Source organism: Saccharopolyspora elongata (assembly GCF_004348985.1).
Taxonomy (GTDB): domain Bacteria; phylum Actinomycetota; class Actinomycetes; order Mycobacteriales; family Pseudonocardiaceae; genus Saccharopolyspora; species Saccharopolyspora elongata.
In genome coordinates this window covers 23,874-47,717 of sequence record NZ_SMKW01000072.1, presented here as the reverse complement: position 1 = coordinate 47,717, position 23,844 = coordinate 23,874, and the positions used below count along the sequence as shown (strand labels likewise).

At 69.0% G+C, this 23,844-nt stretch carries 26 protein-coding genes; 6 read left to right on the top strand and 20 right to left on the bottom strand.

The window, feature by feature from the left end:
- Positions 1-419 precede the first annotated feature (419 nt).
- Positions 420-632 (top strand): hypothetical protein, encoded by a 213-nt coding sequence (locus E1288_RS36165; RefSeq protein ID WP_132493187.1) that lies wholly within the window; start codon positions 420-422, stop codon positions 630-632.
- Positions 633-643: 11 nt separating this feature from the next.
- Here E1288_RS36165 and E1288_RS36160 read toward each other — a convergent pair whose 3' ends face one another.
- The gene (locus E1288_RS36160) at positions 644-1,183 is read right to left on the bottom strand and encodes a TetR/AcrR family transcriptional regulator (RefSeq protein ID WP_132493186.1); all 540 of its coding nucleotides are present in this window, start codon (positions 1,181-1,183) and stop codon (positions 644-646) included.
- Between the two features lie 134 nt (positions 1,184-1,317).
- Between E1288_RS36160 and E1288_RS36155 the strand changes: the two genes are divergently transcribed.
- A complete protein-coding gene (locus E1288_RS36155) occupies positions 1,318-2,100 on the top strand; it encodes an SDR family oxidoreductase (RefSeq protein WP_132493185.1) in 783 nt (260 codons plus the stop codon).
- Between the two features lie 85 nt (positions 2,101-2,185).
- Here the strand turns inward: E1288_RS36155 and nucS are convergent, their stop codons facing one another.
- On the bottom strand, positions 2,186-2,845 hold the full coding sequence (gene nucS / locus E1288_RS36150) for an endonuclease NucS (RefSeq protein WP_132493184.1): 660 nt from the start codon (positions 2,843-2,845) through the stop codon (positions 2,186-2,188).
- A 99-nt stretch (positions 2,846-2,944) separates the two neighbouring features.
- Here nucS and E1288_RS36145 point away from each other — a divergent pair, with 99 nt between their 5' ends.
- Positions 2,945-4,357 (top strand): amino acid permease, encoded by a 1,413-nt coding sequence (locus E1288_RS36145; RefSeq protein ID WP_132493183.1) that lies wholly within the window; start codon positions 2,945-2,947, stop codon positions 4,355-4,357.
- A 74-nt stretch (positions 4,358-4,431) separates the two neighbouring features.
- On the opposite strand, the gene E1288_RS36140 is transcribed toward E1288_RS36145, so the two are convergent.
- A complete protein-coding gene (locus E1288_RS36140; RefSeq protein ID WP_132493182.1) occupies positions 4,432-6,063 on the bottom strand; it encodes a glycoside hydrolase family 13 protein in 1,632 nt (543 codons plus the stop codon).
- Between the two features lie 506 nt (positions 6,064-6,569).
- On the opposite strand from E1288_RS36140, the gene E1288_RS36135 reads away from it, so the two are divergent.
- Positions 6,570-7,925 (top strand): HNH endonuclease signature motif containing protein, encoded by a 1,356-nt coding sequence (locus tag E1288_RS36135; protein WP_132493181.1) that lies wholly within the window; start codon positions 6,570-6,572, stop codon positions 7,923-7,925.
- Between the two features lie 40 nt (positions 7,926-7,965).
- The gene (locus E1288_RS36130) at positions 7,966-8,505 is read left to right on the top strand and encodes an NUDIX domain-containing protein (protein WP_132493180.1); all 540 of its coding nucleotides are present in this window, start codon (positions 7,966-7,968) and stop codon (positions 8,503-8,505) included.
- A 52-nt stretch (positions 8,506-8,557) separates the two neighbouring features.
- Here E1288_RS36130 and ehuA read toward each other — a convergent pair whose 3' ends face one another.
- The 5 genes from ehuA to murA all read right to left on the bottom strand — a co-directional run bounded on the left by ehuA (position 8,558) and on the right by murA (position 12,940).
- Entirely contained in the window at positions 8,558-9,322 is a 765-nt protein-coding gene (gene ehuA / locus E1288_RS36125) for an ectoine/hydroxyectoine ABC transporter ATP-binding protein EhuA (protein ID WP_093271119.1), read from the bottom strand.
- Between the two features lie 13 nt (positions 9,323-9,335).
- On the bottom strand, positions 9,336-9,986 hold the full coding sequence (gene ehuD / locus E1288_RS36120; RefSeq protein WP_132493179.1) for an ectoine/hydroxyectoine ABC transporter permease subunit EhuD: 651 nt from the start codon (positions 9,984-9,986) through the stop codon (positions 9,336-9,338).
- Positions 9,987-10,700 (bottom strand): ectoine/hydroxyectoine ABC transporter permease subunit EhuC, encoded by a 714-nt coding sequence (gene ehuC, locus E1288_RS36115; RefSeq protein ID WP_132493178.1) that lies wholly within the window; start codon positions 10,698-10,700, stop codon positions 9,987-9,989.
- Between the two features lie 20 nt (positions 10,701-10,720).
- A complete protein-coding gene (ehuB, locus tag E1288_RS36110) occupies positions 10,721-11,614 on the bottom strand; it encodes an ectoine/hydroxyectoine ABC transporter substrate-binding protein EhuB (RefSeq protein ID WP_132493177.1) in 894 nt (297 codons plus the stop codon).
- Between the two features lie 69 nt (positions 11,615-11,683).
- Positions 11,684-12,940, bottom strand: a complete 1,257-nt coding sequence (murA, locus tag E1288_RS36105) for a UDP-N-acetylglucosamine 1-carboxyvinyltransferase (protein WP_132493176.1) — start codon at positions 12,938-12,940, stop codon at positions 11,684-11,686.
- A 159-nt stretch (positions 12,941-13,099) separates the two neighbouring features.
- Between murA and E1288_RS36100 the strand changes: the two genes are divergently transcribed.
- Positions 13,100-13,672, top strand: a complete 573-nt coding sequence (locus tag E1288_RS36100) for a cob(I)yrinic acid a,c-diamide adenosyltransferase (RefSeq protein ID WP_132493175.1) — start codon at positions 13,100-13,102, stop codon at positions 13,670-13,672.
- On the opposite strand, the gene E1288_RS36095 is transcribed toward E1288_RS36100, so the two are convergent.
- From E1288_RS36095 to E1288_RS36040, 12 genes are all read right to left on the bottom strand, one after another.
- The gene (locus E1288_RS36095; protein ID WP_132493174.1) at positions 13,669-14,139 is read right to left on the bottom strand and encodes a GNAT family N-acetyltransferase; all 471 of its coding nucleotides are present in this window, start codon (positions 14,137-14,139) and stop codon (positions 13,669-13,671) included. The genes E1288_RS36100 and E1288_RS36095 overlap by 4 nt on opposite strands.
- A gap of 82 nt (positions 14,140-14,221) precedes the next feature.
- On the bottom strand, positions 14,222-14,659 hold the full coding sequence (locus E1288_RS36090; protein WP_132493173.1) for a DUF2550 domain-containing protein: 438 nt from the start codon (positions 14,657-14,659) through the stop codon (positions 14,222-14,224).
- A 12-nt stretch (positions 14,660-14,671) separates the two neighbouring features.
- Positions 14,672-15,037: a F0F1 ATP synthase subunit epsilon gene (locus tag E1288_RS36085; RefSeq protein ID WP_132493172.1), complete on the bottom strand. Its 366-nt coding sequence runs from the start codon at positions 15,035-15,037 to the stop codon at positions 14,672-14,674.
- Between the two features lie 171 nt (positions 15,038-15,208).
- Positions 15,209-16,642 carry a F0F1 ATP synthase subunit beta gene (gene atpD / locus E1288_RS36080; RefSeq protein WP_132493171.1) on the bottom strand — a complete coding sequence of 478 codons (1,434 nt, stop codon included), beginning with the start codon at positions 16,640-16,642 and terminating at the stop codon, positions 15,209-15,211.
- Between the two features lies 1 nt (position 16,643).
- Positions 16,644-17,570: a F0F1 ATP synthase subunit gamma gene (locus tag E1288_RS36075; RefSeq protein WP_132493170.1), complete on the bottom strand. Its 927-nt coding sequence runs from the start codon at positions 17,568-17,570 to the stop codon at positions 16,644-16,646.
- A 10-nt stretch (positions 17,571-17,580) separates the two neighbouring features.
- A complete protein-coding gene (gene atpA, locus E1288_RS36070; RefSeq protein WP_132493169.1) occupies positions 17,581-19,230 on the bottom strand; it encodes a F0F1 ATP synthase subunit alpha in 1,650 nt (549 codons plus the stop codon).
- An 83-nt stretch (positions 19,231-19,313) separates the two neighbouring features.
- Positions 19,314-20,144 (bottom strand): F0F1 ATP synthase subunit delta, encoded by an 831-nt coding sequence (locus E1288_RS36065; protein WP_132493168.1) that lies wholly within the window; start codon positions 20,142-20,144, stop codon positions 19,314-19,316.
- Positions 20,145-20,165: 21 nt separating this feature from the next.
- Positions 20,166-20,729, bottom strand: a complete 564-nt coding sequence (locus E1288_RS36060; RefSeq protein ID WP_132493189.1) for a F0F1 ATP synthase subunit B — start codon at positions 20,727-20,729, stop codon at positions 20,166-20,168.
- Positions 20,730-20,759: 30 nt separating this feature from the next.
- Positions 20,760-21,017 carry an ATP synthase subunit c family protein gene (locus E1288_RS36055; RefSeq protein ID WP_029534827.1) on the bottom strand — a complete coding sequence of 86 codons (258 nt, stop codon included), beginning with the start codon at positions 21,015-21,017 and terminating at the stop codon, positions 20,760-20,762.
- Positions 21,018-21,090: 73 nt separating this feature from the next.
- Positions 21,091-21,870: a F0F1 ATP synthase subunit A gene (atpB, locus tag E1288_RS36050; protein WP_132493167.1), complete on the bottom strand. Its 780-nt coding sequence runs from the start codon at positions 21,868-21,870 to the stop codon at positions 21,091-21,093.
- Positions 21,871-22,142: 272 nt separating this feature from the next.
- Entirely contained in the window at positions 22,143-22,613 is a 471-nt protein-coding gene (locus E1288_RS36045) for a hypothetical protein (RefSeq protein WP_132493166.1), read from the bottom strand.
- On the bottom strand, positions 22,610-23,779 hold the full coding sequence (locus E1288_RS36040) for a glycosyltransferase family 4 protein (RefSeq protein ID WP_132493165.1): 1,170 nt from the start codon (positions 23,777-23,779) through the stop codon (positions 22,610-22,612). The genes E1288_RS36045 and E1288_RS36040 overlap by 4 nt, the downstream gene beginning before the upstream one ends.
- Positions 23,780-23,844 lie beyond the last annotated feature (65 nt).

Sequence of the window (23,844 nt, the reverse complement as noted above, 5' to 3'; positions counted from 1 at the left end):
ACAGGAAAAAATCCAAACTGGTGGAAACCGCTCGCCGCGCCAGATACCCGATACCCAGCACAAAAACGAAGTACAACGCCAACAACGCGTAATCCACCGCGTTGGCATCCAGCAGCTGACCCTGAGCTAGCAGCACCGCCACGCCACCTCCAGACCCAACAAAGTCGAACGACAACCACCACACTCGCGACAGCAGCCGGACAGTACCGCACAGTGGGGCGGATCACATCGCTCCGATATCATTTCGTTGGAACTCGACACTAAATCGATCAGGCGATTCCCGCCGGACGGGCGGCCCGTTCGCGCGCCTCGCGACACACGGGGCGTGACGAGCCGCGCGACCCGGCACGGCCATGCGAGTGATATGCGAAAATCCGCTCCCCGCAACGGAATGTGACCGGTACCGTCACTGTTGGCACATGCGCAGCGACGGGGGTGGAGCTGTGAACGCCCGGATCGATCTGGCGATCATCGACGGACTGGCGACGGACCCGAACGACCGGCCCGCGAACGACGCACAACGCGTCCGCGACCGGTCGGAGCAGTTCTGGCGGAACCTCGCCCGGCTGCTGACCCCGTGGACCACCACGCGGCTGCGGCCGTGCTGCCACGGCAAGCCGGACCGCGGCTGACGCGGATCTCGCTACGCGCCAACGCCTTTCAGCAGGGTATCCACGACGAGCGCGGCCATCTCATCCGTGTCGGCGCCCGCCTTGCCCTCCTCGGCGGCCTCGTGGATCAGCGCGTAGTAGACCCGCCGCACCCACTCCAGGTCGACGTCCGCGCGCAGCACGCCGGCGTCCCTGGCGCGCTCCATCAGCCCGGTGCAAGCCCGCCGCACCTCGCCGTGGATGCGCGAGACCTCGCCGGTGATCGCCCGGCTCATCGCGAATCCCCAGTCGACCTTCACCCGCAACACGTTGGCGGTGACCTGGTGCAGCGCGACCAGCGGCGGCGCACCGGCCGGGCGCGCGGCCTCGACCGCGTCGCGGAACTGCTGGGCCGCCCAGGTGGCCATCGCCTCCACCAGCGCCTCCCGGCTGGCGAAGCGCCGGTGCACCGTCGTGCGCGCGACCCCGGCCGCCTCGGCGATCTGTCCCATCGACGCCGCCGGGTCCTCGCGGAGCACGCGTTCGGCCGCCTCCAGGATCCCCCGCGCGGTCCGCTCGGAGTCCGCACGCATCGCTCGCGCCACAACCACCTCCCAAAAACCACCGAAACACTACACGGAAGTACTAGTTCACCAGTTACTTGCGACATCTATGTCGCATCTATATGGTCTGCCGCATCAACATTGATGCAACAGGGAGTCGGAGCATGGACCTGCAGTTGACCGGCAAGACCGCGCTCGTGACGGGCGCCAGCCGCGGCATCGGGCTGGCGGTCGTGTCCGCGCTCGCCGCCGAAGGCGTGCGGGTCGTCGCCGCGGCGCGCACGATCACGCCGGAACTCGCGGCGACCGGCGCGATCGGCCGCACCGCCGACCTGTCCACACCGGACGGCCCGGCGAACCTAGTCGAACAAGCCCTCGCCGACGTGGGCGAACTGGACCTGCTCGTCAACAACGTCGGCGGCGGCGACGGCGGGCTGCTCGGCGGCCTCGCCGACCTCACCGAAGACGAGTGGCAGCGGACCTTCGACCTGAACTTCTTCAGCGCGGTCCGCACCACCCGCGCGGCGCTGCCCAGCCTGCTGCGTCGCCGGGGCTCGATCGTCAACATCTCGTCGATCAGCGCCCGGGTGCCGCACTCCGGACCGATGCCCTACGCCACCGCCAAGGCGGCGCTGACCGCCTTCGGCAAGGCGCTCGCCGCGGAGGTCGGACCGAAGGGCGTGCGGGTCAACACCGTCTCCCCCGGCCCGGCGCGCACGGCGATGTGGGAAGCGGCGGACGGGCACGGCGCGGCGATGGCCGAAGCGCTGGGAGTCCCCCTCGACCAACTGCTCGCCCAACTCCCCGCCGAAGCGGGCATGACCACCGGCCGGCTCGTCGAACCGGCGGAGGTCGCCGCGCTGGTCGCCTTCCTGGCCTCCCCGCACGCGGCGAGCACCGCGGGCGCCGACCACCTCGTCGACGGCAACGCGATCAAAACCGCCTGATCAAGGCCGCTTCGCGCCTGGTGAGCATGGGAACCTTCCTGTCACCCGCGGGCCGACAACGCCCGCGGTGCCCCGGAAAGGTGACTCAGAACAGCCGGTACTCGTCCGGCTCGATGCCGCGCAGCTGGTCGTAGTCCAGCACCACGCAGCGGATCCCGCGGTCCTCGGCCAGGGTGCGGGCCTGTGGCTTGATCTGCTGCGCCGCGAACACCCCGGCCACCGGCGCCAGCAGCGGATCCCGGTTCAGCAGCTCCAGGTAGCGGGTCAGCTGCTCGACGCCGTCGATCTCGCCGCGCCGCTTGATCTCGACCGCCACGCTCGCCCCGGCGGCGTCCCGGCACATCAGGTCCACCGGGCCGATCGCGGTCGGGTACTCGCGGCGCACCAAAGACCAGCCGTCGCCGAGGGTCGTGACGTGCGCGGCGAGCAACTCCTGCAGGTGCGCCTCGACGCCGTCCTTGACCAGACCCGGCTCCACGCCCAGCTCGTGCTTGGAGTCGTGCAGCACCTCTTCGATGCTGATCACCAGCTTCTCGCCGGCCTTGTTCTGCACGGTCCACACGCCGGGATCCTCGATCAGCCAGCACGGCGGGCTCATCCAGTTCAACGGCTTGTAGGCGCGGTCGTCGGAGTGGACCGACACCGACCCATCGGCCTTGACCAGCAGCAGGCGCTGCGCCATGGGCAGGTGCGCGGTGAGCCGGCCGACGTAGTCCACCTGGCAGCGGGCAATGACAAGTCGCACCCGGCACAGAGTACGGGCGTCGATCCAGAAGTCGAGCACCCCCGGGGCGCACCGGGCCGGACCTCGTTCTTCCCGCTGAGCGAGATACCGTTACGCCCCGTGTCCTTCGCCCGAACCCTGCTGCGCGTCAAACCCGCCGAGCAACTCGCCGACGACGGCTCGCGCTCCCAGCTGCACCGGACCCTCGGCCTGGTACCGCTCGTGGCGCTGTCGGTCGGCGCGACCCTCGGTACCGGGATCTTCGTGGTGCTCGCCGAAGCCGCGCCAGCCGCCGGACCCGCCGTGGTCCTCTCGTTCGTGCTGGCCGGCGTGGCCGCGCTCTGCTCCGCGCTGTCCTACGCCGAGCTCGCGGGCAGCGTGCCGGTGTCCGGCTCGGCCTACTCCTACACCTACGCCACGCTCGGCGAGCTCGTCGCCTGGATCTGCGGCTGGTGCCTGCTGCTGGAGTACGGGGTGTCGGTCGCCGCGGTCGCGGTCGGCTGGGGCGGCTACCTGAACGAGTTCCTGCAGGGCACGATCGGCGTCACCATCCCCGAAATCTTCGCCGCTCCGCCCGGCGACGGCGGCGTGTTCAACTTCCCCGCCGCGCTGATCGTGCTGCTCGCCATGGGCGTCCTGCTGCTGGGCGTGCGGGAGAGCGCCCGAGCCACCACGATCACCACCCTGCTCAAGATCGCGGTGCTGGTGTTCTTCTTCGCCGTGGCGATCACGGCGTTCCGCTCCGAGAACATGACGCCGTTCGCCCCGGCGGGATTCGCCGGCATCTCCGTGGGCGCCTCGGCGGTGTTCTTCTCGTTCATCGGCTTCGACGCGGCGTCCACCGCCGGTGAAGAAGCCCGCAACCCGTCCCGCGACCTGCCCCGCGCGATCATCCTGTCGCTGGCCATCGTCACCGCCATCTACGTCCTGGTCGCCTTCGCCGCCGTCGGCGCGGTGGGCGTCGGCGCGCTCGGCGAATCCGACGCCTCGCTGGCCGCCGCACTGCGCATCGTGACCGGCCAGGGCTGGCCCTCGGTGGTGCTCGCGTTCGGCGCGGTCGTCGCCATCGCCTCGGTCGTGCTGACCGTGCTGTACGGCCAGACCCGGATCCTGGTGTCGATGTCCCGCGACGGCCTGATGCCGGGAATGCTGTCCAAGGTGAACCGGCGCGCGGTGCCCGCCCGGAACACCGTGGTGGTCGGCACCGTGGTGGCGCTGCTCGCCGCCGTCGTGCCGCTCAACCAGCTCGCCGAGGCCACCAGCATCGGCACCCTGGTCGCGTTCGGGCTGGTCAACATCGGTGTCCTGGTGCTCCGCCGCACCCGGCCCGACCTGCCGCGCAGCTTCCGCACCCCACTGATGCCGGTGGTGCCGCTGCTCGGCCTCGCCCTGTGCGTGTACCTGATCTTCGGCCTCGACGCGGTCACCTGGGTGACCTTCGCGATCTGGTCGGCGATCGGCCTGGCGGTGTACTTCGGCTACGGCCGCCGCAGGTCCCGGCTCAACGAGCGCAACACCGAACCCGCGAAGTGAGCATGGGAACCTTCCTGTCACTCCCGGCCCACCGAAGCCGTGGTGCGGGTGACAGGAAGGTTCCCATGCTTTCGTCAGGGCAGGCGTAGCCACACGGTGGTGTCGGCGGGGAGGAAGCCCCCTTCGAGCGGGGCGCTCGACAGCAGAACGTCCCCCGGCGGGAGCGGGACGGCCGCGGGGCCGGTGTTGACCAGGACCAGGACGTCCTTGCCCCGCCGGAACGCCAGGACGTCGCCGGCGTCGTGGCGGTCGTCCCAGCCGAACCTCTCGTCGCCGCTGAACCCGCGCCGAAGCCGCAGCGCGGCGCGGTAGAGCTCCAGCATCGAGCCGGGGTCACCGCGCTGCGCCTCCACCGAGTAGCCGCCCCAGTCGGCGGGTTGAGGGAGCCACGGCGGCGCGTCGCCGAACCCGAAGGACACCCCGCCGCGGGTCCACGGCAGCGGCACCCGGCAGCCGTCGCGCCCCTTCACCTTCTGCCGGGAACGCGCCCACTTCGGGTCCCGCAGGACCTCCGCGGGCAAGTCCGCGACCTCCGGCAGCCCGAGCTCCTCGCCCTGGTACAGGTACGCGGAGCCGGGCAACGCCAGCGCGAACAAGATCGCCGCGCGCGCCCGCCTGGTGCCCAGCTCCAGGTCCACGGGCGGTTCGGTTCCGCCCGACGCCAGCCAGACCCGCAGGTCGACGTCTGCGGGCAGCCCCAGCGCGGACACCTGCCGCACCACGTCGTGGTTGGCCAGCACCCAGGTCGCCACGGTTCCCACTGACGATGCTCCCGCGATCGACCCCGACACGACCCGCCGGTACTCCGCCGCCCGCCAGCGCACCCGCAGGAACTCGAAGTCGAAGGCCTGCTGCAGCTCGCCGGGCCTGATGTAGCGGACCCGCCGGTCGCTGCGCGCCCACACCTCGGCCACCCCTACCAGCGGCGGGTCGAACTCGTGGAACACCCGGTTCCACTCGCGGTACACGTCGTGCACCTCGGGCCGGTCCAGGAACGGGTGGTCGGGGTTGGCGGCGAAGTCGTCCAGCCCGGTGCTGCCCTCCCCGCCGAGGACCTCCCGCAACGGCTCACGCAGGTCCTTGACCAGCGCCGCGGCCACGTCCACCCGGAAACCGTCGACACCGCGGCGCCCCCAGAACCGCAGGATGTCCAGGAACTCGGCGCGCACCTCCGGATTCGCCCAGTTGAGGTCGGGCTGCTCCGGGGCGAACAGGTGCAGGTACCACTGGCCGTCCGCCACCCGCGTCCAGGCGCTGCCGCCGAACCGCGACTCCCAGCCGCTCGGCGGACGCGTCCCGCCCGGCCCCCGGCCGTTGCGGAAGACGTACCGGTCGCGCTCCGGCGAACCGGGCCCGGCGGCCAGGGCCCGCCGGAACCACTCGTGCCGGTCCGAGGTGTGGTTCGGCACTAGGTCGATCAGCACCCGGATGCCGAGCCCGTGCGCGGCTGCCACCATCCGGTCGAAGTCCCGCAGGGTGCCCAGGCTCGGGTCGATGCCGCGGTGGTCGGTGATGTCGTAGCCGCCGTCGACCCACCGCGACGGGTAGCAGGGCGTCAGCCAGATCGCATCCACGCCCAGCCAGGCGAGGTGGTCCAACCTGGACGTCAGCCCCGGGAGATCGCCGATCCCGTCGGCGTTCGAGTCGGCGAAGCTGCAGGGGTAGATCTGGTACGTCACCGCGCTTCGCCACCAGGGGTGGGGCACTCGGGCTCGCTCCTCTTGCTCGGGTCGTGGTTCGAGGTTCTCAGCTTGTGGTTCGGTTCGCCGGGTTTGGGCTGGGGGATTGGAGGGGTTGGGACTTTTTGGGGTTCGGTGTGCTTTGGGCCATCCCCGCGATGAGTAGATCGTGGGGGCTTTTTATCGCAGGGATGGCCCGGAGTGGGCTGGCGGGGTGGCGGCTTGCGTTGCGGGGTGGCCGTTTTCGGGTTGGTCAGGGCTGGTGGGGTTTTGGTTTCGGGTTGATCCGTCGCAGGGGTCCGGCCGTTGTGGAGATGGCGCGATTTCGCGGGAAAGCGACCGTCGCTCCCAGCTGTTGGCGTACGGCCGATGGTGGCGCGGTGGTTTTGGTGGTGGATGGGGTCGCCTTCGGCGTGTCGTGACCGTTTCCCTTGACATGGCACGGTTTTCGCGGCCTTGGGCGGGGCGTTTCACCTGATCAAGCGACCCTAAAAACAGTGCGAACACGAGTTCGAGTGCGGGACAATTGTGGCATGACACCGCTACTGAACACCCATGATGCGACCGGGGACCTTGCTGGTCCGTGGTCGGCGGTGTCCTGCACCGACACCGAACTCGCTACCCGCATCCAAGAACTGGAGAAGGAGATGCGGGTGATGATGTGGGAACAGCTCCAATACATCGCCGAAGCCGACCACCGGGCCATCCACACCGAAACCACCGCCCGATCACTGCACGTCTGGCTGCAAGGACTGCTCAACATCGACCCGCGTGACGCGAAAACGCGTGTCACAGTCGCCCGCAACGTCGAGGACCGGCAAACCTTCCACGGCGAGCTCATGCCTCCCGACCTCCCCGACACCGCCGCCGCCTTGGCCGAGGGCGCGATCGGACTGGACCACGCGCGCGTCATCGTCAACGGAATCCGGCGTTTGCCCGAGTACGCCCGCTGCCACCAGGTCACCGAGGTCGAATCAACCCTTGCCGGGTATGCGCGGACGATGTCGCCGAGAGAGTTGGAGAAACTCGCCGAACGCATCCGCTACCTCCTGGATCAGGACGGTGCGTTCCGCGACGAGGAAGCCCAGCACGAAGCACGCGAGCTCCACTACGGCACCACCCGGGATGGCATGACCGTCATCAAGGCGAAGCTGGACCGCGAGACGGGTGCGAAGTTCGCTGCGTTGATCGAGCCTCTTGCCGCACCCCGGCCCGAGATCGACGGGGAGAAAGATCCCCGCACTGCGGGGCAGCGCAACGCCGATGGGTTCGCGGCATTGCTGGATTTGGCACTGGACCACGACGGGATGCCTCGTACCGGCGGGCAACGGCCGCAGATGACCATCGCCATCGACTTCGAGGACCTCAAGCGGGGCTTGGGGTTCATCGGCGAGGACGGCATGCCCGGCACACTCAACACCGAACGCGCCATCACCGCCCACAACGCACGCCGCATCGCCTGCGACGCCGAAATCCTACCCATCGTCCTCAGCGGCGACAGCCTGCCGCTTGATGTCGGCAGGGCGAAACGAACCGCACCCACCCACATTCGCGCCGCGTTGCTTCGGCGGGATGGCGTGTGCGCGTTCCCTGGATGCGACCATCCGCCGGGGACTCCTGAAGCGCACCACGTTCAGCATTGGGTCGACGGCGGAGCAACAGACCTGAACAACATGGTCATGCTCTGCGCACACCACCACCGCACGCTCCACAACCAGCGCTGGGACATCACCATGCACGACGGGCGACCCGAATTCATCCCACCGCCCACAGTGGACCCCAGACGAACACCCAGGCCAGGCGGCAGAGCACTGCCCGCCCGGCACCGCGCGATCGTTGACCGGCACCTGGCGTCGTCGCGTGGTCATGCGAGCGCGCCCTCAGGCTGATCCGGGCCGCTGGGGGTGCTGCGTGCGGCATCATGGGCTCATGCAGCAGACGAGCAGCCGCGAGGTTTACGCCAACTCGTGGATGACCGTTCGCGAGGACGGCATTCGCCGGGCCGACGGCTCGGACGGGATCTACGGCGTGGTCGACAAGCCCAACTACGCCTTGGTGATCCCGCTCGACGGCGATCGGCTCCACCTCGTGGAGCAGTTCCGCTACCCGTTGGGCTTGCGGCGTTGGGAATTCCCGCAGGGCACCGCTCCCGATCGGCTCGACGTCGCGCCCACCGAGCTGGCCGCGCGGGAGCTGCGCGAGGAAACCGGACTACGGGCCGAGAAGCTCGTCGACATCGGCGTCCTCGATGTGGCTCCCGGGCTCACCAGCCAGCGAGGCCGGGCGTTCCTGGCCACCGGGCTCACCTCCGGCGAGCACGAGCGCGAGCTGGAGGAGCAGGACATGCGCGCCGCCTGGTTCTCCCGGAGCGAGTTCGAGGCGATGATCGCCGCAGGTGAGATCACCGATGCGCAGTCGATCGCCGCATACACCCTGCTTCTCCTGCACGAACGCCGGAACCCGGCCTGACCTGCTCCGGAACCTGCCGCGGACCTTGACCGTCGGCTCCGACAGGTACCGGTCAGGCCTCGTCGAGCACCGACCGCAGGAACGCCCGGGTGCGCTCCTGCTCCGGATTCTCGAACAGCTCGGCGGGCGGCTTGTCCTCGACGATCTTGCCCGCGTCGAACATCAGCACCCGGTGCGAGACGTCGCGGGCGAACTTCATCGCGTGCGTCACGCACAGCATCGTGATGTCGCTGGTGCGCGCCAGATCTCGCAGCACGTCCAGCACCTCGGCGGCCAGCTCCGGATCCAGGGCCGAGGTGATCTCGTCCAGCAGCAGCACGTCCGGGCTCATCGCCAGCGCCCGCGCGATCGCCACCCGCTGCTGCTGGCCGCCGGAAAGCTGCGTGGGATAGGCGTCGATCTTGTCCGCCAGGCCCACCACGTCCAGCAGTTCCCGCGCCCGCCGCTCGGCGTCCTCAGTGGACCGGCCGAGCACGTGGACCGGTGCTTCGGTGATGTTGCGCAGCACCCGCATGTTCGGGAACAGGTTGAACTGCTGGAACACCATGCCGATCCGCCTGCGCACCTTCCTCAGGTGCTTCTCGTCGGCGGGCACCAGCCGTCCGCCCCGGCGCACGTGGGTCAGGCAGTCCTCGCCGACGTGGATGGTGCCGCCGTCGACCCGTTCCAGCGTCATCAGCAGCCGCAGGATCGTCGTCTTGCCCGATCCGCTGGGCCCGATCAGCGTGACCCGCTCGCCCGGCCGCACCGCGAAGTCCAGCTCGTCCAGCACCACGTTGTCGCCGAACCGCTTGACCACGCGGTCGAACCGGATCATGTCGTGGCCCGCGTCAGATCCCGACACGACTTTCCAACCTCCGCACCAGCAGCGACGACGGGTAGCTGAGCAGCAGGAAGCAGATGCCCGCCAAGGTCAGCGGCTCGACGTACCGGTAGGCCTCCGCCCCGGCTTCCTGCGCCGCTCCCACCAGGTCGAGTACCCCGATCGCCAGCAGCAGCGGCGTTTCCTTGAACATCGAGATCGTGTAGTTGCCCAGCGCCGGCAGCACCCGCGGGATCGCCTGCGGGAGGATCACGCTCGTCCACACCCGGCGGGTGGGCAGGCTCAACGCCGTCGCCGCCTCCCACTGGCCTCGCGGTACGCCCTCGATCCCGGCTCGGTAGACCTCCGCGGTGTAGCAGGCGTAGTGCACACCGAGGCCGATCACGCCGGTGGTCAGCGAGGAGAACCTCACGCCGATTCCGGGCAGCACGTTGAACAGGAAGTACAGCTGCACCAGCAGCGGCGTGCTTCGGACGAACTCGATGAGCACCCAGACCGCCCCGCTGACCAGCCGGATCCGGGATCGCCGCAACAGCGCCAGGACGAGGCCGAGCGCGAAGGCCACGATCGAACCCAGCAACGTCGCCTCGAACGTCACCACCAGGCCGCGCAGGATGTCCGGGATGATCCGTCCGGTGAACTCCCAGTCCCAGATCAACTAGACCGCCCCGCCTTCGGCTCGGCCGAGCGCCTTCGACGGCGCTACTGGCTCGCGGCCGACGGCCGCTGCGGCCCGCTTCTCCAGCGCCCGCATCACCGCCGTGATCAGCAGCGCCAGCACCAGGTACAGCGCCAGCATCAGCAGGTAGATCAGCGCGGTCTGGCCGGTGAAGTTCGGTTCGAGGACGTCCCGGCCCTGGTAGGTGATGTCGTGCACGAAGATCAGCGACAGCAGCGCACTGCTCTTCAGCAGCTGGATGAACAGGTTGTTGAACGGCGGGATCATCTCCACCACCGCCTGCGGCAGGATCACCCGCCACATCCGCTGCGCCGGGCCGAAGCTCAGCGCGACCGCGCACTCGTGCTGTTCCTTCGGCACCGCCCGCACCGCGCCGCGCACGATCTCGCCGCCGTACGCGCCGTGGTTCAGGCCGAGCACGAGGATGCCCGCCCACAGCGGCAGCAGCTCGAAGCCGACCAGCAGCGGCAGCGCGAAGAAGATCCAGAACAGCTGCACCACTTCAGATGTGCCGCGCCAGACTTCGACGTAGCTGCGGGCGATGACGCGCACCCACCGCCACGGCGACAGCATGCCGAGCCCGGCCGCGAACGACAGCACGACGCACAGCGCGATGCCGCACAGCGTCGCGATCACCGTCGCCGGCACACCTTGCAGCAGGACCGAGAGGAAGTGCGAGACGTTCCCGGACATGTCGCCTCCCGTCGCCGGGATCACCTACCGGCGCACAACGCCTCCGTGGTCACGTCGGCCGGTGGCAGGTTGTCGCTGGTGAAGCCGAACGGCTCGGTGATGCGCACCCACTCGCCGCTGTCGTGCAGCTTCTTCAGCTCGATGTTGAACGCGTCGCGCAGCGCGGTGTCCGACGAACGGAACACGAACGCGCCCGCCTGCACCTCGGCCTTGCCGTTGATCACCGGCGTGAAGCCCTTGGTGACCTCGACCTGCGCGCCCGGGTTCTTCTTCACCACGTCGTTGAGCGAGATGTTGGTCAACGCGGCGCAGTAGGCGCGCTTGTTGAGGACCGCCTGCAGCAGCGCGTTCTGCGTGTCGAAGACCTGCACCTGCGAATCGGGCACGCCCAGCCGCTGCGCGTAGCCCTTCTCCACCGCCCCGCTGAGCACCGCGAGCTGCAGCTTCTTCCTCACCACGTCTTCGAACGTGGCGACGCCCTCCGGGTTTCCCCTCGGGACCAGGAACGCCGTCGGCGCCAGGTAGTCCGGGATCGAGAACGCCGCGTTCTTGCAGCGCTCGGGAGTGATGAACATGCCCGCCGCGACCACGCTGAACTTGCCCGCGTTCAGCGCCGGGATCAACTGGTTGAAATCGACCTGCGATGCCTGCACGTCGTTGACGCCCAAGCCGCGGAACACCGCGCGCGCCACCTCCGGCGCCTCGCCGGTGACCCGGCCGGCCGCGTCGGTGAAGCCGTAAGGCGCTTCGCCTGCGATGCCGACCTGGATGGTGCCGGAGCTGCGAGCCGCTTCGAGCGGATCACCGCCGGCCCCGCCCCCGCCGGTGCGCGCGCACCCGCCCAGCACGAGTGCGCCCGCCGCGGCGCAGGAGCCCTTCAGGAAATCTCTTCGCGTCCACCCTCTGCTCGCCATGACCATCGCCCCTTCAACGCGGGAGCAGGGTCCTCGCCCATGGTCACGCCCGAACGGGTGTACCGCAGCTCAGTCGGTCACGCGTTCGATTTCGGCGCCCAGGCCGCGCAGGTTCTCCACGAAGTTCGGGTAGCCGCGGTCGATGTGGAACACGTCCCACACCTCGGTCGAACCGTCCGCGCACAGCCCGGCGAGCACCAGGCCCACCCCGGCGCGGATGTCGGTGGCCCACACCGGGGCGCTGGACAGCCGCTCCAGGCCGCGCACCACCGCGTGGTGCCCGTCGGTGCGGGCGTCGGCGCCCATCCGGACCAGCTCCTCGATGAAGCGGAACCTGGACTCGAACAGGTTCTCGGTGATCATCGAGGTGCCATCGGCGACCGCCGACAACGCCAGCGCCATCGGCTGCAGGTCCGTCGGGAAACCCGGGTACGGCAGCGTCACGAAGTCCACCGCGTGCGGGCGGCCGTGCATCACCACGCGGAAGCTCTCCTCGGACGTGGTGACCTCCGCCCCGGCGCTGCGCAGCTTCTCCAGCACCAGGTTCACGTGCCGCGGGTCGACACCGCGCACCATGATGTCGCCGCGGGTCGCAGCGGCGGCGAACGCCCAGGTCGCGCCGACGATCCGGTCCCCGATCACGCGGTGCTCGACCGCCTTGAGCGAGGACACCCCGTGCACCGTCAACGTAGAGGTGCCGGCACCTTCGATCTTGGCGCCCATCTGCTGCAGCATCACGCAGAGGTCGACGATCTCCGGCTCCCGCGCCGCGTTGTCGATCACGGTGGTGCCTTCGGCCAGCACGGCGGCCATCAGGATGTTCTCGGTCGCGCCCACGCTGGGGAAGTCCAGCCAGATCTGGGCGCCGCGCAGGTTCTCCGCCTCGGCCACCACCGCGCCGTGCTCGATGTGGCTGGTCGCACCGAGCTGCCGCAGCCCGTTCTGGTGCATGTCCAGCGGGCGGGAACCGATCGCGTCGCCGCCGGGCAGCGTCACGACGGCACGACGGCACCGGGCGACCAGCGGCCCCAGCACGCACACCGACGCGCGCAGCTTGCCCATCGACGGGGAAATGGCCTCGTGGCTGATCGCCGCCGGAGTCGTGATGTGCACGGTGCCGCCATCGATCGACACCTCGCAGCCGAGGCTGCGCAGCACGTCGGCCATCAGCGGAACGTCGAGGATCTCCGGGCAGTTGACGATTGTCGTCGTGCCCTCCGCCAGCAGCGCCGCGGCCATCAGCTTCAGCACGCTGTTCTTCGCCCCGACGACGTCGACCTCGCCGACGAGGCGCGCCCCGCCGTGTACCCGGAAGTGCTCACTCACGAGCATCGAGGTTACGGCCCACCCCCCACCGCCATCGGAGCGGGTTGCATCGGAGCGAGCATGGGAACCTTCCTGTCACTCCGGCCCCGCAGAACTGGAGCATGGGAACCTTCCTGTCACGCCCGACAGGACACGGCCGGCTCCGCCTAGGCTGACGGCATGGCTGTCCACCTGACGAAGATCTACACGCGGGCCGGCGACTCGGGCACGACGCGGTTGTCGGACAACTCCAAGGTGCACAAGACCGATCCGCGGCTCATCGCCTACGCGGACGTGGACGAGACGAACTCCGTGCTCGGCGTGGCGTTGGCCACCGCGCAGCTCGCCGACGACGTCGTCGAGGTGCTGCGGGCGGTGCAGAACGACCTGTTCGACGTGGGGGCGGACCTCTCCACGCCGGTCGCCGAAAGCCCGAAGTACCCGCCGCTGCGCATCACCCAGACCTACGTCGACCGCCTCGAAGGCTGGTGCGACGAGTTCAACGCGCGCCTGGGCAAGCTGGACTCCTTCATCCTCCCCGGCGGCACCCCCGGCGGCGCGCTGCTGCACCAGGCCCGGTGCGTGGCCCGGCGCGCCGAGCGGTCCGCGTGGGCGCTGCAGGAAGCCGACGGCGAGCGCACCTCGCCGCTGCCCGCCAAGTACCTGAACCGGCTTTCGGACCTGCTGTTCATCCTCGCCAGGGTGGCGAACCCGGACGGCGACGTGCTCTGGCGCCCGGGCGGCAACGCCTAGAGATCCTTGCCGAAGCACCTGCTCAGCGGGTCGTCGCGGTACACCCCGAACTTCTCGATCTCCGTGTAGCCGGAGGAGGCGTAGAGGCCGATCGCCTCCGGCTGCCGGGTGCCGGTCTCCAGCACGATGCGCTTGCGGCCGGCCAGCGCGGCGGTGTTCTCCAGTTCGGCGAGCATCCGCCGCGCCAACCCGTTCCCACGCGCATCGGGAGCGATGTACATCCGCTTGAGCTCGGCGTCGCCGTCCCGGAAACCAGGCCCGTCGCCGTCCTGGACCCGCCACCCGCCGGAGGCGACCGCGCGGGCGTCGACGTAGCCGAGCAGGAACAGGCCACCGGGCGACCGGAACTCGACGGGGTCCACCGGCGTCAGGTCTTCCTCGCCGTAGCGCACGACGTACTCCCGCTGGAGCTCGTCGATCAACCTCTTGGCGTCGGGGTGGTCGTACTCGACCGTCTCGATGCGCATTCCCGCAGCTTAGAACCCTGGTCAGCGCACCGGTTTCGGCGCACGAAAAAGCGGGGCCCGGTAGCGGACCCCGCTGGTCGTTTCAGGATGCCCAGGGCACCGACCGGCCCGGTGGGGCCGATTCGAGCCAGGACAGGAAGCCGGTCAGGGCGTCGGTGTTCATCGCCAGCTCCAGCTCCGGGCCGGTCAGGTCGAGGACCGTCGATCCGGACGGCATCGCATACGCCTCGGCCATCGACGGCTCGCGGCGCCGCGCGATCTCCACGTCCCGGCGGTTGATCACCCAGTTCGGCCCGGACCGCAGGCTGAGCACGCGATACCAGGTGAACTCCTCGCCCCGGTAGTGCGCGACACCCAGGTGCCAGCCGCGGCCACCGCCGTCCTTGCTGGCGCGCAGCGCCACGTCGATGCCCCCGACGCGCAGTTCCCGCAGCCGCCGCCACGCGAGCGCCCCGACTACCAGGGCAGCGATCACCAGCAGCCCGAAGGCCGCTGCCAGCAACAAGACCGGGGAACCCATGCGCGGCCCGGATCAGGCCGAGTGGCCGGCCGCTCGCAATCGGCTCAAGGCCCGTGCTCGGGCCTGTTCGTCGGCGCTCTTGACGTCCGCGCGGGCCTGCTCCACGTCGATCTCGGAGGCGAGCTCCGCGGACTCCGCCAGCACGCTCACCCCGTCCGCGGTGACCGACAGGAAACCACCGTGCACCGCGGCCGTGACGGTCTCCTTCTCGGTGGTGGTGATGCGCACCACACCACCCTCGATCAGCTCGCCGAGCAGCGGCTCGTGCCCGGGCAGGATGCCGATCTCTCCCTCGGTGGTCTGCGCGACCACCGCGGTCGCCTCCCCGGACCACAGGCGGCGCTCGACGGCGACCAGTTGGACGGACATGTTGGCCACGCGCGTCTCCTTTGTCGGGTGTGTGCCCGCAGTCTATCCGGTGCCACCAGGGCGATCGTGACTGGCCGGGCTGATAATGCCTTGTGGTGGTGCTTTCGCAAGCGGGGTCGGGGTCCGCGCGGACCCCGACCCCGTTGCCGGTCTGCCGACCCCTTCAGCGGGGCCCGGCGCTCACTTCTCGGTGAGCTTCTTGTACGCCTGCTCCAGGTCGTCGAGACCACCGATGGATAGGAACGCCTGCTCCGGGTAGTGGTCGAAGTCGCCCTTGCAGAGCTTGTCGAACGCCTCGATGGTCTCCTTCAGCGGAACGAAGGAGCCCTCCTGGCCGGTGAACTGCTTGGCCACGAAGAAGTTCTGCGACAGGTAGCGCTCGATGCGACGCGCCCGCTGCACCGTCACCTTGTCCTCTTCGGACAGCTCGTCCATACCGAGGATGGCGATGATGTCCTGCAGTTCCTTGTACTTCTGCAGGATCCGCTTGACCTCCTGCGCCACCCGGTAGTGCTCCTCGCCGACGATGGCCGGGTCGAGGATGGTGGAGCTGGACGACAGCGGGTCCACCGCCGGGTAAATGCCCTTCTGCGAGATCGGCCGGGAAAGCTCGGTCGTCGCGTCCAGGTGGGCGAAGGTCGTCGCCGGGGCCGGGTCGGTGTAGTCGTCCGCGGGCACGTAGATCGCCTGCATCGAGGTGATCGAGCGACCCTGCGTCGAGGTGATCCGCTCCTGCAGCTCACCCATCTCGTCGGCCAGCGTCGGCTGGTAACCCACCGCGGACGGCATCCGGCCCAGCAGGGTCGAAACCTCCTGGCCGGCCTGGGTGAACCGGAAGATGTTGTCGATGAACAGCAGCACGTCCTGGTTCTGCACGTCGCGGAAGTACTCCGCCATCGTCAGCGCGGACAGCGCGACCCGCATACGGGTGCCCGGCGGCTCGTCCATCTGGCCGAAGACCAGCGCGGTGTCGGCGAGCACGCCGGACTCCGCCATCTCCACCCAGAGGTCGTTGCCCTCACGGGTGCGCTCACCGACACCGGCGAAAACCGAGGTGCCACCGAAGTTCTTGGCGACCCGTCGGATCATCTCCTGGATCAGAACGGTCTTGCCGACACCGGCGCCACCGAACAGACCGATCTTGCCACCCTGCACGTACGGGGTGAGCAGGTCGATCACCTTGATGCCGGTCTCCAGCATCTCGGTCCGGCCTTCGAGCTTGTCGAAGGCCGGTGCCTTGCGGTGGATCGTCCAGCGCTCGGCGTCCGAGCCGTAGCCCGGCTCATCGAGGCAGTGGCCCAAGGCGTTGAACACGTGGCCCTTGACGACGTCGCCGACCGGCACCGAGATGCCCGCGCCGGAGTCGGTCACGGCCACGCCGCGCACCAGACCCTGGGTCGGCTGCATCGAGATCGTCCGCACGACGCTGTCACCCAGGTGCTGGGCGACCTCCAGCGTCAGCGTCTTGGCCATGCCTTCCGCAGTGATGTCCACGGAGAGCGCGTTGTAGAGGTCCGGCACCTGGTCTCGCGGAAACTCGACGTCCACGACCGGGCCGAGAACCCGGACGACGCGGCCAGTGCCCGTAGCAGTGCTAGTGGCAGTAGCGGTCATGTCACTCACTTCCTGCTGACGAGAGCGCCTCGACACCACCGACGATCTCGCTGATTTCTTGGGTGATCTGGGCCTGGCGAGCCTGGTTTGCCTCACGGCTGAGGTTGCGGATCAATTCGTCCGCGTTGTCCGTCGCCGACTTCATAGCCGTACGGCGGGCAGCGTGCTCGGACGCCGCTGCATCCAGCAGACCGGCGAACAGGCGGGTCTTGATGTACTTCGGCAGCAGGGCCCGGAGCAGGGCCTCCGCGTCCGGTTCGAACTCGTACGTCGACTTGAGGGTCTTCGTAGGCTCTTCGGCGTACTCGACCTCAAGCGGCGCGATCCGCCTGACCGTCGGCTTCTGGGTGAGCATGGAGACGAACTCGGTGTGCACCAAGTGCAGCTCATCCACACCCAGCGTACCGTCCGTGCCCCCGTCGTCGAGGTAGTCGTCGGCACCCGCCAGGAATGCCTTGACCAGCGTCTCGCCCACCTCGGCGGCGTCGGTGTAAGCGGGCCGGTCGGTGAAACCGGTCCAGCTCGCCTCGACCTTGCGCTGCCGGAAGCGGTAGTACGCCTCGCCCTTGCGGCCGATGACGTACAGCACGGGGGTCTTGCCCTGCTCGCGCAGCAGCGACTGCAGCTCCTCCGCCGCCTTGATCACGTTGGCGTTGTAGCCACCGCAGAAGCCCCGGTCGCTGGTCACGATCAGCACGCCGGCGCGCTTCGGGTTGGAGCGTTCGGTCAGCAGCGGGTGGTCCAGCGTGCTCACGTCGGCCAGCGCGGTCAGGACGTTGGTGATCTCGTCCGCGTACGGGCGAGACGCCTCGACCCTGGCCTGCGCCTTCATGATGCGCGAGGTAGCGATCAGCTCCTGCGCCTTGGTGATCTTCCGGGTCGATTTGACCGACCGGATGCGGTTTCGCAGTTCCCGAAGTTGAGCCATGGCTATCCGGTCACTTCTTCGGGGCGGGGCGGTTGACCTTGACGGTCTCCTGGCCCACCTCGTCGGCCGCCAGCGCCTCGGCTTCCGGCTGCTCCTCCGGTGCGACCGAGGAACCGTCGGACGAGGTGAACTGCTTCTTGAAGTCCTCCACCGATTCCACGATGAACTTGACACCGTCGTCGGAGAGCTGCTTGGTCTCGACGATGTCCTTCAGCACGGACTCGTGGGTGCGCCGCAGGTGCGCCAGAAACTCGGACTCGAAGCGGCGCACGTCGGCGACCGGCACCGAGTCGAGGTGCCCCTGGGTGCCCAGGAACAGCGACACGACCTCTTCCTCGACCGGCAGCGGCGCGCCCTGGCCCTGCTTGAGGATCTCCATCAGGCGGGCACCGCGCTCCAGCTGCGCCTTCGACGCGGCGTCCAGGTCGGAGGCGAACGCGGAGAACGCCTCCAGCTCGCGGAACTGCGCCAGGTCGATCTTCAGCGACCCGGTGACCTTCCGCATCGCCTTGATCTGCGCGGAACCACCGACGCGCGACACCGAGATACCGACGTCGATGGCCGGGCGCTGACCCGAGTTGAACAGGTCGGACTGCAGGAAGCACTGGCCGTCGGTGATGGAGATGACGTTGGTCGGGATGTAGGCCGACACGTCGTTGGCCTTGGTCTCGATGATCGGCAGACCCGTCATCGAACCGGCGCCCATCTCGTCGGAGAGCTTCGCGCAGCGCTCCAGCAGACGCGAGTGCAGGTAGAACACGTCGCCCGGGTAGGCCTCGCGGCCCGGCGGGCGGCGCAGCAGCAGCGAGATCGCCCGGTAGGCCTCGGCCTGCTTGGTCAGGTCGTCGAAGACGATCAGGACGTGCTTGCCCTGGTACATCCAGTGCTGGCCGATGGCCGAACCGGCGTACGGGGCCAGCCACTTCAGACCCGGCGAGTCGGAGGCCGGCGCGGCGACGATGGTGGTGTACTCCATCGCCCCGGCGTCCTCGAGGGACCGCTTCACGCCGGCGATCGTGGAGCCCTTCTGGCCGATCGCGACGTAGATGCAGCGGACCTGCTTCTGCGGGTCGCCGCTGTCCCAGTTGCCCTTCTGGTTGATGATCGTGTCGACCGCGACCGTGGTCTTGCCGGTCTTGCGGTCGCCGATGATCAGCTGGCGCTGGCCGCGGCCGATCGGGGTCATCGAGTCGATGGCCTTGATACCGGTCTGCAGCGGCTCGCCCACGCCCTGCCGCTGCACGACCGTCGCGGCCTGCAGCTCCAGGGGACGCTGCTCCTCGGCGACGATGTCGCCGAGGCCGTCGATCGGGGCGCCCAGCGGGTCGACCACGCGGCCGAGGAAGCCGTCGCCGACCGGCACGGACATGACCTTGCCGGTCCGCTTGACCTCCTGGCCTTCCTCGATCTTCTCGGACTCACCCAGGATGACCGCACCGATCTCCTGAGCTTCCAGGTTCATCGCGACACCGTAGATGCCGCCCGGGAACTCCAGCAGCTCCTCGGTCATCACCGAAGGCAGACCCTCGACATGGCCGATGCCGTCACCGGTATCAGTGACGACCCCGACCTCCTCGCGGCTGACCTCCGGGGAGTAGCTGGAGACGTACTTCTCGATCGCACTGCGGATCTCGTCCGACGAGATCGTCAGCTCCGCCATGTCTCGTTCCTGCCCTCGGTTAGTTCTTGGAAGGGAGTTGGTTTGGGCGCCGCACCGGTTTCCCGGGCCTACGGCCCGTGGTCTTAGTCGGCGAGGTCGCGCCGCAGGGACTGCAGGCGTCCCGTGATGCTGCCGTCGATGACCTCGTCGCCGATCCGGATCAGCAGCCCGCCCTCGACCGCGGAGTCGACCTCCAGGTGCAGGGCGATCGGCCGCGAGTAGATCCGCTGCAGCGTGCGCGACAGCCGCTGCTGCTGCTCATCGCTGAGCGGGATCGCGGACCGGACGTGCGCCACCGAGCGCTCGCGGCGCTTCGCCGACAGCTCGGCCAGCTCTTCCAGCCCCTCGCTGACCCGCCGGCCGCGCGGCCGGGCCACCAGCTGGCGGACCAGGTCCAGGGTCACCGGCTCGACCTTGCCCTCGATGAGCTGGTCGACGACGGCGTACTTGCCCGCCTCGTCGCCGGTCGGGTCCGACAGCAACCGCTCCAGGTCCACCTGGGAGCCGATGATGCGACCCAGCCGGAACAGCTCGTCCTCGACGGCGTCGAGCCGGCCGGCCCGCTCGGCCTGCACCAGCAGCGCGGTGCGGCCCAACCGCTCCAGCCCGTCGACCAGGTCCTTCGGGCTGGACCAACGGGCCCGGACGGCCTCGACGACCACCGGCAGCGCCCGCGCGCCGAGCTTGTCCGCCAACAGCCCGCGGGCCAGGTCTTCCCTGGACCGCGGGTCGGTGGAGGCGTCGGCGAGCGCCCGCCGCAGCGTGGACTCGCGGCCCAGCAGGGCGGCCACGCCGAACAGCTCGTCGGCGAGCCCGGTGATCTCCGCAGCCTGGGCCCCATCGGTGGCCTGCAGCAGCTGCAGCTCGGTGGCTGCCAGCGCCTCACGGCTCGCGGCGTTCACGAGGGTGCTCAACTCTCAGCGCCTTTCACTCGGTTAGGCCTTGGCCGATTCGGACGACGCCGGGGCCGAGGTGGCCTCCAGCTCGTCAAGGAACCGGTCGACGGTGCCCCGCCGACGGGCCTCGTCCTCCAGGGACTCGCCGACGATCCGGCCGGCCAGCTCGACCGCCTGGCGGCCGAGGTCCGACCGCAGCTCGGCGACGATCTGAGCCCGCTGGTGCGCCAACTGGGTCTGGCCCTGGTTGATGATCCGCTCGGACTCGGTCTGCGCCTGGGTGCGCATCTCTTCCAGGATCTGCTGGCCTTCGGCGCGGGCGTCATCGCGGATCCGGGCCGCTTCCGCGCGGGCCTCGGCCAGCTGCGACTTGTACTGCTCCAGCGTCCGCTGGGCCTCGGCCTGCGCGGCCTCGGCCTTGGCGATACCGCCTTCGATCCGCTCGCTGCGCTCCGCGTAGATCTTCTCGAAGCGCGGGACCGCGTACTTCCACAGCACGAACAGCAGCAGCAGGAACGCGATCAGACCGACCACGATCTCCGCGGGTTCCGGGATGATCGGGTTGTGCTCGCCTTCGGCGGCCAGCAGCATCTGCGTCTTCACCACAACGTCTCCCAACGCGTTGAGCCGTTATCAGGCAGCGGACGCGATGAAGTAGACGACCAGGCCGATCAGCGCCAGCACCTCGACCAGAACGAAGGAGATCCAGGCGATGCCCTGCAGCTGGCCCTGGGCCTCCGGCTGGCGGGCGGTGCCGTTGATGACGGCGGCCCAGATCAGGCCGACACCGATACCGGGGCCGACGGCGCCCAGGCCGTAACCGATCGCGGCCAGACCGGGGTTGATGCTGCCCGCGGCTTCGGCGGCCTGCGCGAGAACGATGTTGCTCACTGTCACTACCTTTCACTCGGTCCGCTTCTCGGCGCGGATCGACAGGTCCTTTGTTGGGAACGAAGTCTCTTGTTCAGTGGCCTTCGGACAACGCCGCGCCGATGAAGCTCGCGGTCAGCAGCGCGAAGATGTACGCCTGCAGCACCTGGATCAGGGCCTCGACGAAGGTCAGCGCGATGGCGAAGGCGAACCCGACGAGCGAGACCGGCTTCAGCGCGGCCCCGGCCTCGAGCAGCAGGAACTCGCCACCGAGCGTGAACACCAGCAGGATCAGGTGACCGGCGAACATCGCGGCGAACACTCGGATCGCCAGCGCGGCCGGCTGCGCGATGAACTTCTGGAAGAGCTCGATCGGCGACAGCAGGAGGTAGATCGGCTTCGGCACCCCGGGCGGGAACATGATGTGCTTGAAGTAGCCCAGGAATCCATGCCGCGCGAAGCCGACACCGTGGAACACCAGGTACACCACGGCGGCCAGCGCGAGCGGGAAGCCGATCCGCGACATCGTGGGGAACTGGATGATCGGGATGATGCCGAAGATGTTGTTCACCAGGATGAACGTGAACAGCGCGAAGATCAGCGGCACGAACGGACGGAAATCCTTGGCCCCGATGTGTTCCCGCGCGATCTTGTTGCGGCTGAACTCGTAGACGAACTCCGCGACGAACTGCCCCTTGCCCGGAACGAGCTTCAGGTTCCGGGTGGCGATCACGAAGTACGCGGCCACGATGATCGCCGAGAGAACGACGAGGACCATCGGCTTGGTGACTCCGCCGAAGATCGGCGGAAGGATAAAGCTATCGGCGCCCGGCGGTTGGAATGTTCCGCCCTCGGCCAGCATCAGCGCGCCCAACTGGGCTCCTTCCGGTTCTCCCGGTGAACTTCACTCTGCCGGGGGAATCGTCACGTTTTGCACTTAACGTACCTGATACGCGATCTGGCACGCGGAGGGGCCCTCCCCACCCGGTGGGATCGAGGGGCCTCCGTGCGCCCCTTGGACCCGCGCTGTGCAGGGAAGGCTTCTGCGGCGGGACGATACCAGCGGGTAGGTAGTCTCCCGACATGTGGTCCGCTTCCACCCGTCCGGCGCAGCGGCCGGGGGCCTGGAAACCGCGTCGAGACGAATCAGCTTCCCGGCACGATCGTGGGAATCTTGGTGCGCTTGAACGCCACCACCTCGGCGCCCGCCCACACCATCACGGTGGCCAGCATGGTGAACGCCAACGATTCCCGGTGGATCGCGTCGACGCCGCCGAGCAACGTCATCACCACCAGCAGCACGATCATCTTCCCGACGTAGCCGCCGAGCGCGGCGACCATCACGAAGTGCGGGCTCATGCCGCCGGTGAACCGCATCAGCCAGATCGTCAGCAGCGACGAGGCGAACGCCACAACGCCGCCGATCAGCGCCCCGACCAGGCCGGGCACACCGACCAGCACAGTCGCCACGACCGCCCCGATGGCCACCGTCGCCACACCCGGCCACAAGGCGGTGCGCAGCATCGCCGCAGCGAGCCGGCGCACGGTTTCGGCGTGCGGGTTCACAGCGGGCTCGGCCGGCTCGGCGGGGTTCGGCGTGTCGGTCGCTTCGCTCATCGGGACTCTCGATCGGCTCGGGTGCGCATACGCGGAATCACCGAAATGATAGCCGCCAGCAACACCCCCAAGCCTACGACCCACGCCACAACGACCGCGTTGAACAGCGTCAACGACACCGCGCCGAAGGCGATGACGGCCGCCCACAGGTAGATCAGCAGCACCGCGCGGCGCTGCGAATGCCCGATTTCCAGCAGCCGGTGGTGCAGGTGCATCTTGTCGGCGTGGAACGGGCTCTTGCCCGCCCGGGTGCGGCGCACCACGGCCATGATGAGGTCCAGCAGCGGCACGAACAGCACTGCCGCGACGACCAGCAGCGGCGACAGCAGCGCGATGGTGTCGGTCGGGTTCAGGTGGGCGTAGTCCATCCGGCCGGACGCGGACGTGGTCGCGGAGGCCAGCATCAGGCCGATCAGCATCGAACCCGAATCGCCCATGAAGATCTTGGCCGGCTGGAAGTTGTGCGGCAGGAAGCCCATGCAGGCGCCGGCGACCGCGGCCGCGATCAGCGCCGGCGGGTAGGCGTTGACGTCGCCGTTCTGCCGGTCCAGCACGGCGAGGCAGAACACGAACGTCGCGGTGGCCGACACCAGGCCGATGCCGGAGGCCAGGCCGTCCAGCCCGTCCACGAAGTTCATCGCGTTGATCATCGCCACGACCAGCAGCACCGTCAGCAGCTGCCCCTGGTTGCTGCCCAGCACCATGAGCTGCCCCAGGTTGCCGTCGGTGCCGCCCCACGGCACCCAGAACACGAACCACTGGACGCCGAAGAGCACCAGGATCCCGGCGGCGGTGACCTGCCCGGCGAGCTTCGTCAGGGAATCCAGCTCGAAGCGGTCGTCCAGCGCGCCGACGAGGACGATCAGCCCGCCGGCGATGACCACCGCCGAGATGTCGTTGGAGTAGGTGAACCCGCGCGACAGCGTAGGCAGGTTGGCGGCCAGGAACATGGCCACCAGCACCCCGCCGAACATCGCGACCCCGCCCATCCGCGGCATCGGCTTGACGTGCACGTCGCGCTGCCGCGGATATGCGACGGCGCCGACCCGGAAGGCCAGCAGCCGGACCAGTCCGGTCAGCAGGAAGGTCGCCGCCGCGGCGGTGAGCATGACGAGCAGGTACTCACGGGCGGGAAGCCCGTTCGGAGCCCACGACGCGTTATCCATACCGGTGGCTCACCCGCGCGGGGCCGAGGCCCGCGTGAATTCGAACTTCAGCCCCCAGAACGGAT

Coding starts and splice junctions, on each gene's coding strand:
- E1288_RS36165 (WP_132493187.1), top strand. CDS start 420: ATGCGCAGCGACGGGGGTGGAGCTGTGAACGCCCGGATCGATCTGGCG.
- E1288_RS36090 (WP_132493173.1), bottom strand. CDS start 14,659: ATGGGTTCCCCGGTCTTGTTGCTGGCAGCGGCCTTCGGGCTGCTGGTG.
- atpD (WP_132493171.1), bottom strand. CDS start 16,642: ATGACCGCTACTGCCACTAGCACTGCTACGGGCACTGGCCGCGTCGTC.
- E1288_RS36100 (WP_132493175.1), top strand. CDS start 13,100: ATGGCTGTCCACCTGACGAAGATCTACACGCGGGCCGGCGACTCGGGC.
- atpA (WP_132493169.1), bottom strand. CDS start 19,230: ATGGCGGAGCTGACGATCTCGTCGGACGAGATCCGCAGTGCGATCGAG.
- E1288_RS36155 (WP_132493185.1), top strand. CDS start 1,318: ATGGACCTGCAGTTGACCGGCAAGACCGCGCTCGTGACGGGCGCCAGC.
- E1288_RS36135 (WP_132493181.1), top strand. CDS start 6,570: ATGACACCGCTACTGAACACCCATGATGCGACCGGGGACCTTGCTGGT.
- E1288_RS36040 (WP_132493165.1), bottom strand. CDS start 23,779: ATGGATAACGCGTCGTGGGCTCCGAACGGGCTTCCCGCCCGTGAGTAC.
- E1288_RS36095 (WP_132493174.1), bottom strand. CDS start 14,139: ATGCGCATCGAGACGGTCGAGTACGACCACCCCGACGCCAAGAGGTTG.
- ehuB (WP_132493177.1), bottom strand. CDS start 11,614: ATGGCGAGCAGAGGGTGGACGCGAAGAGATTTCCTGAAGGGCTCCTGC.
- E1288_RS36075 (WP_132493170.1), bottom strand. CDS start 17,570: ATGGCTCAACTTCGGGAACTGCGAAACCGCATCCGGTCGGTCAAATCG.
- ehuC (WP_132493178.1), bottom strand. CDS start 10,700: ATGTCCGGGAACGTCTCGCACTTCCTCTCGGTCCTGCTGCAAGGTGTG.
- E1288_RS36160 (WP_132493186.1), bottom strand. CDS start 1,183: ATGCGTGCGGACTCCGAGCGGACCGCGCGGGGGATCCTGGAGGCGGCC.
- E1288_RS36130 (WP_132493180.1), top strand. CDS start 7,966: ATGCAGCAGACGAGCAGCCGCGAGGTTTACGCCAACTCGTGGATGACC.
- ehuA (WP_093271119.1), bottom strand. CDS start 9,322: ATGATCCGGTTCGACCGCGTGGTCAAGCGGTTCGGCGACAACGTGGTG.
- E1288_RS36045 (WP_132493166.1), bottom strand. CDS start 22,613: ATGAGCGAAGCGACCGACACGCCGAACCCCGCCGAGCCGGCCGAGCCC.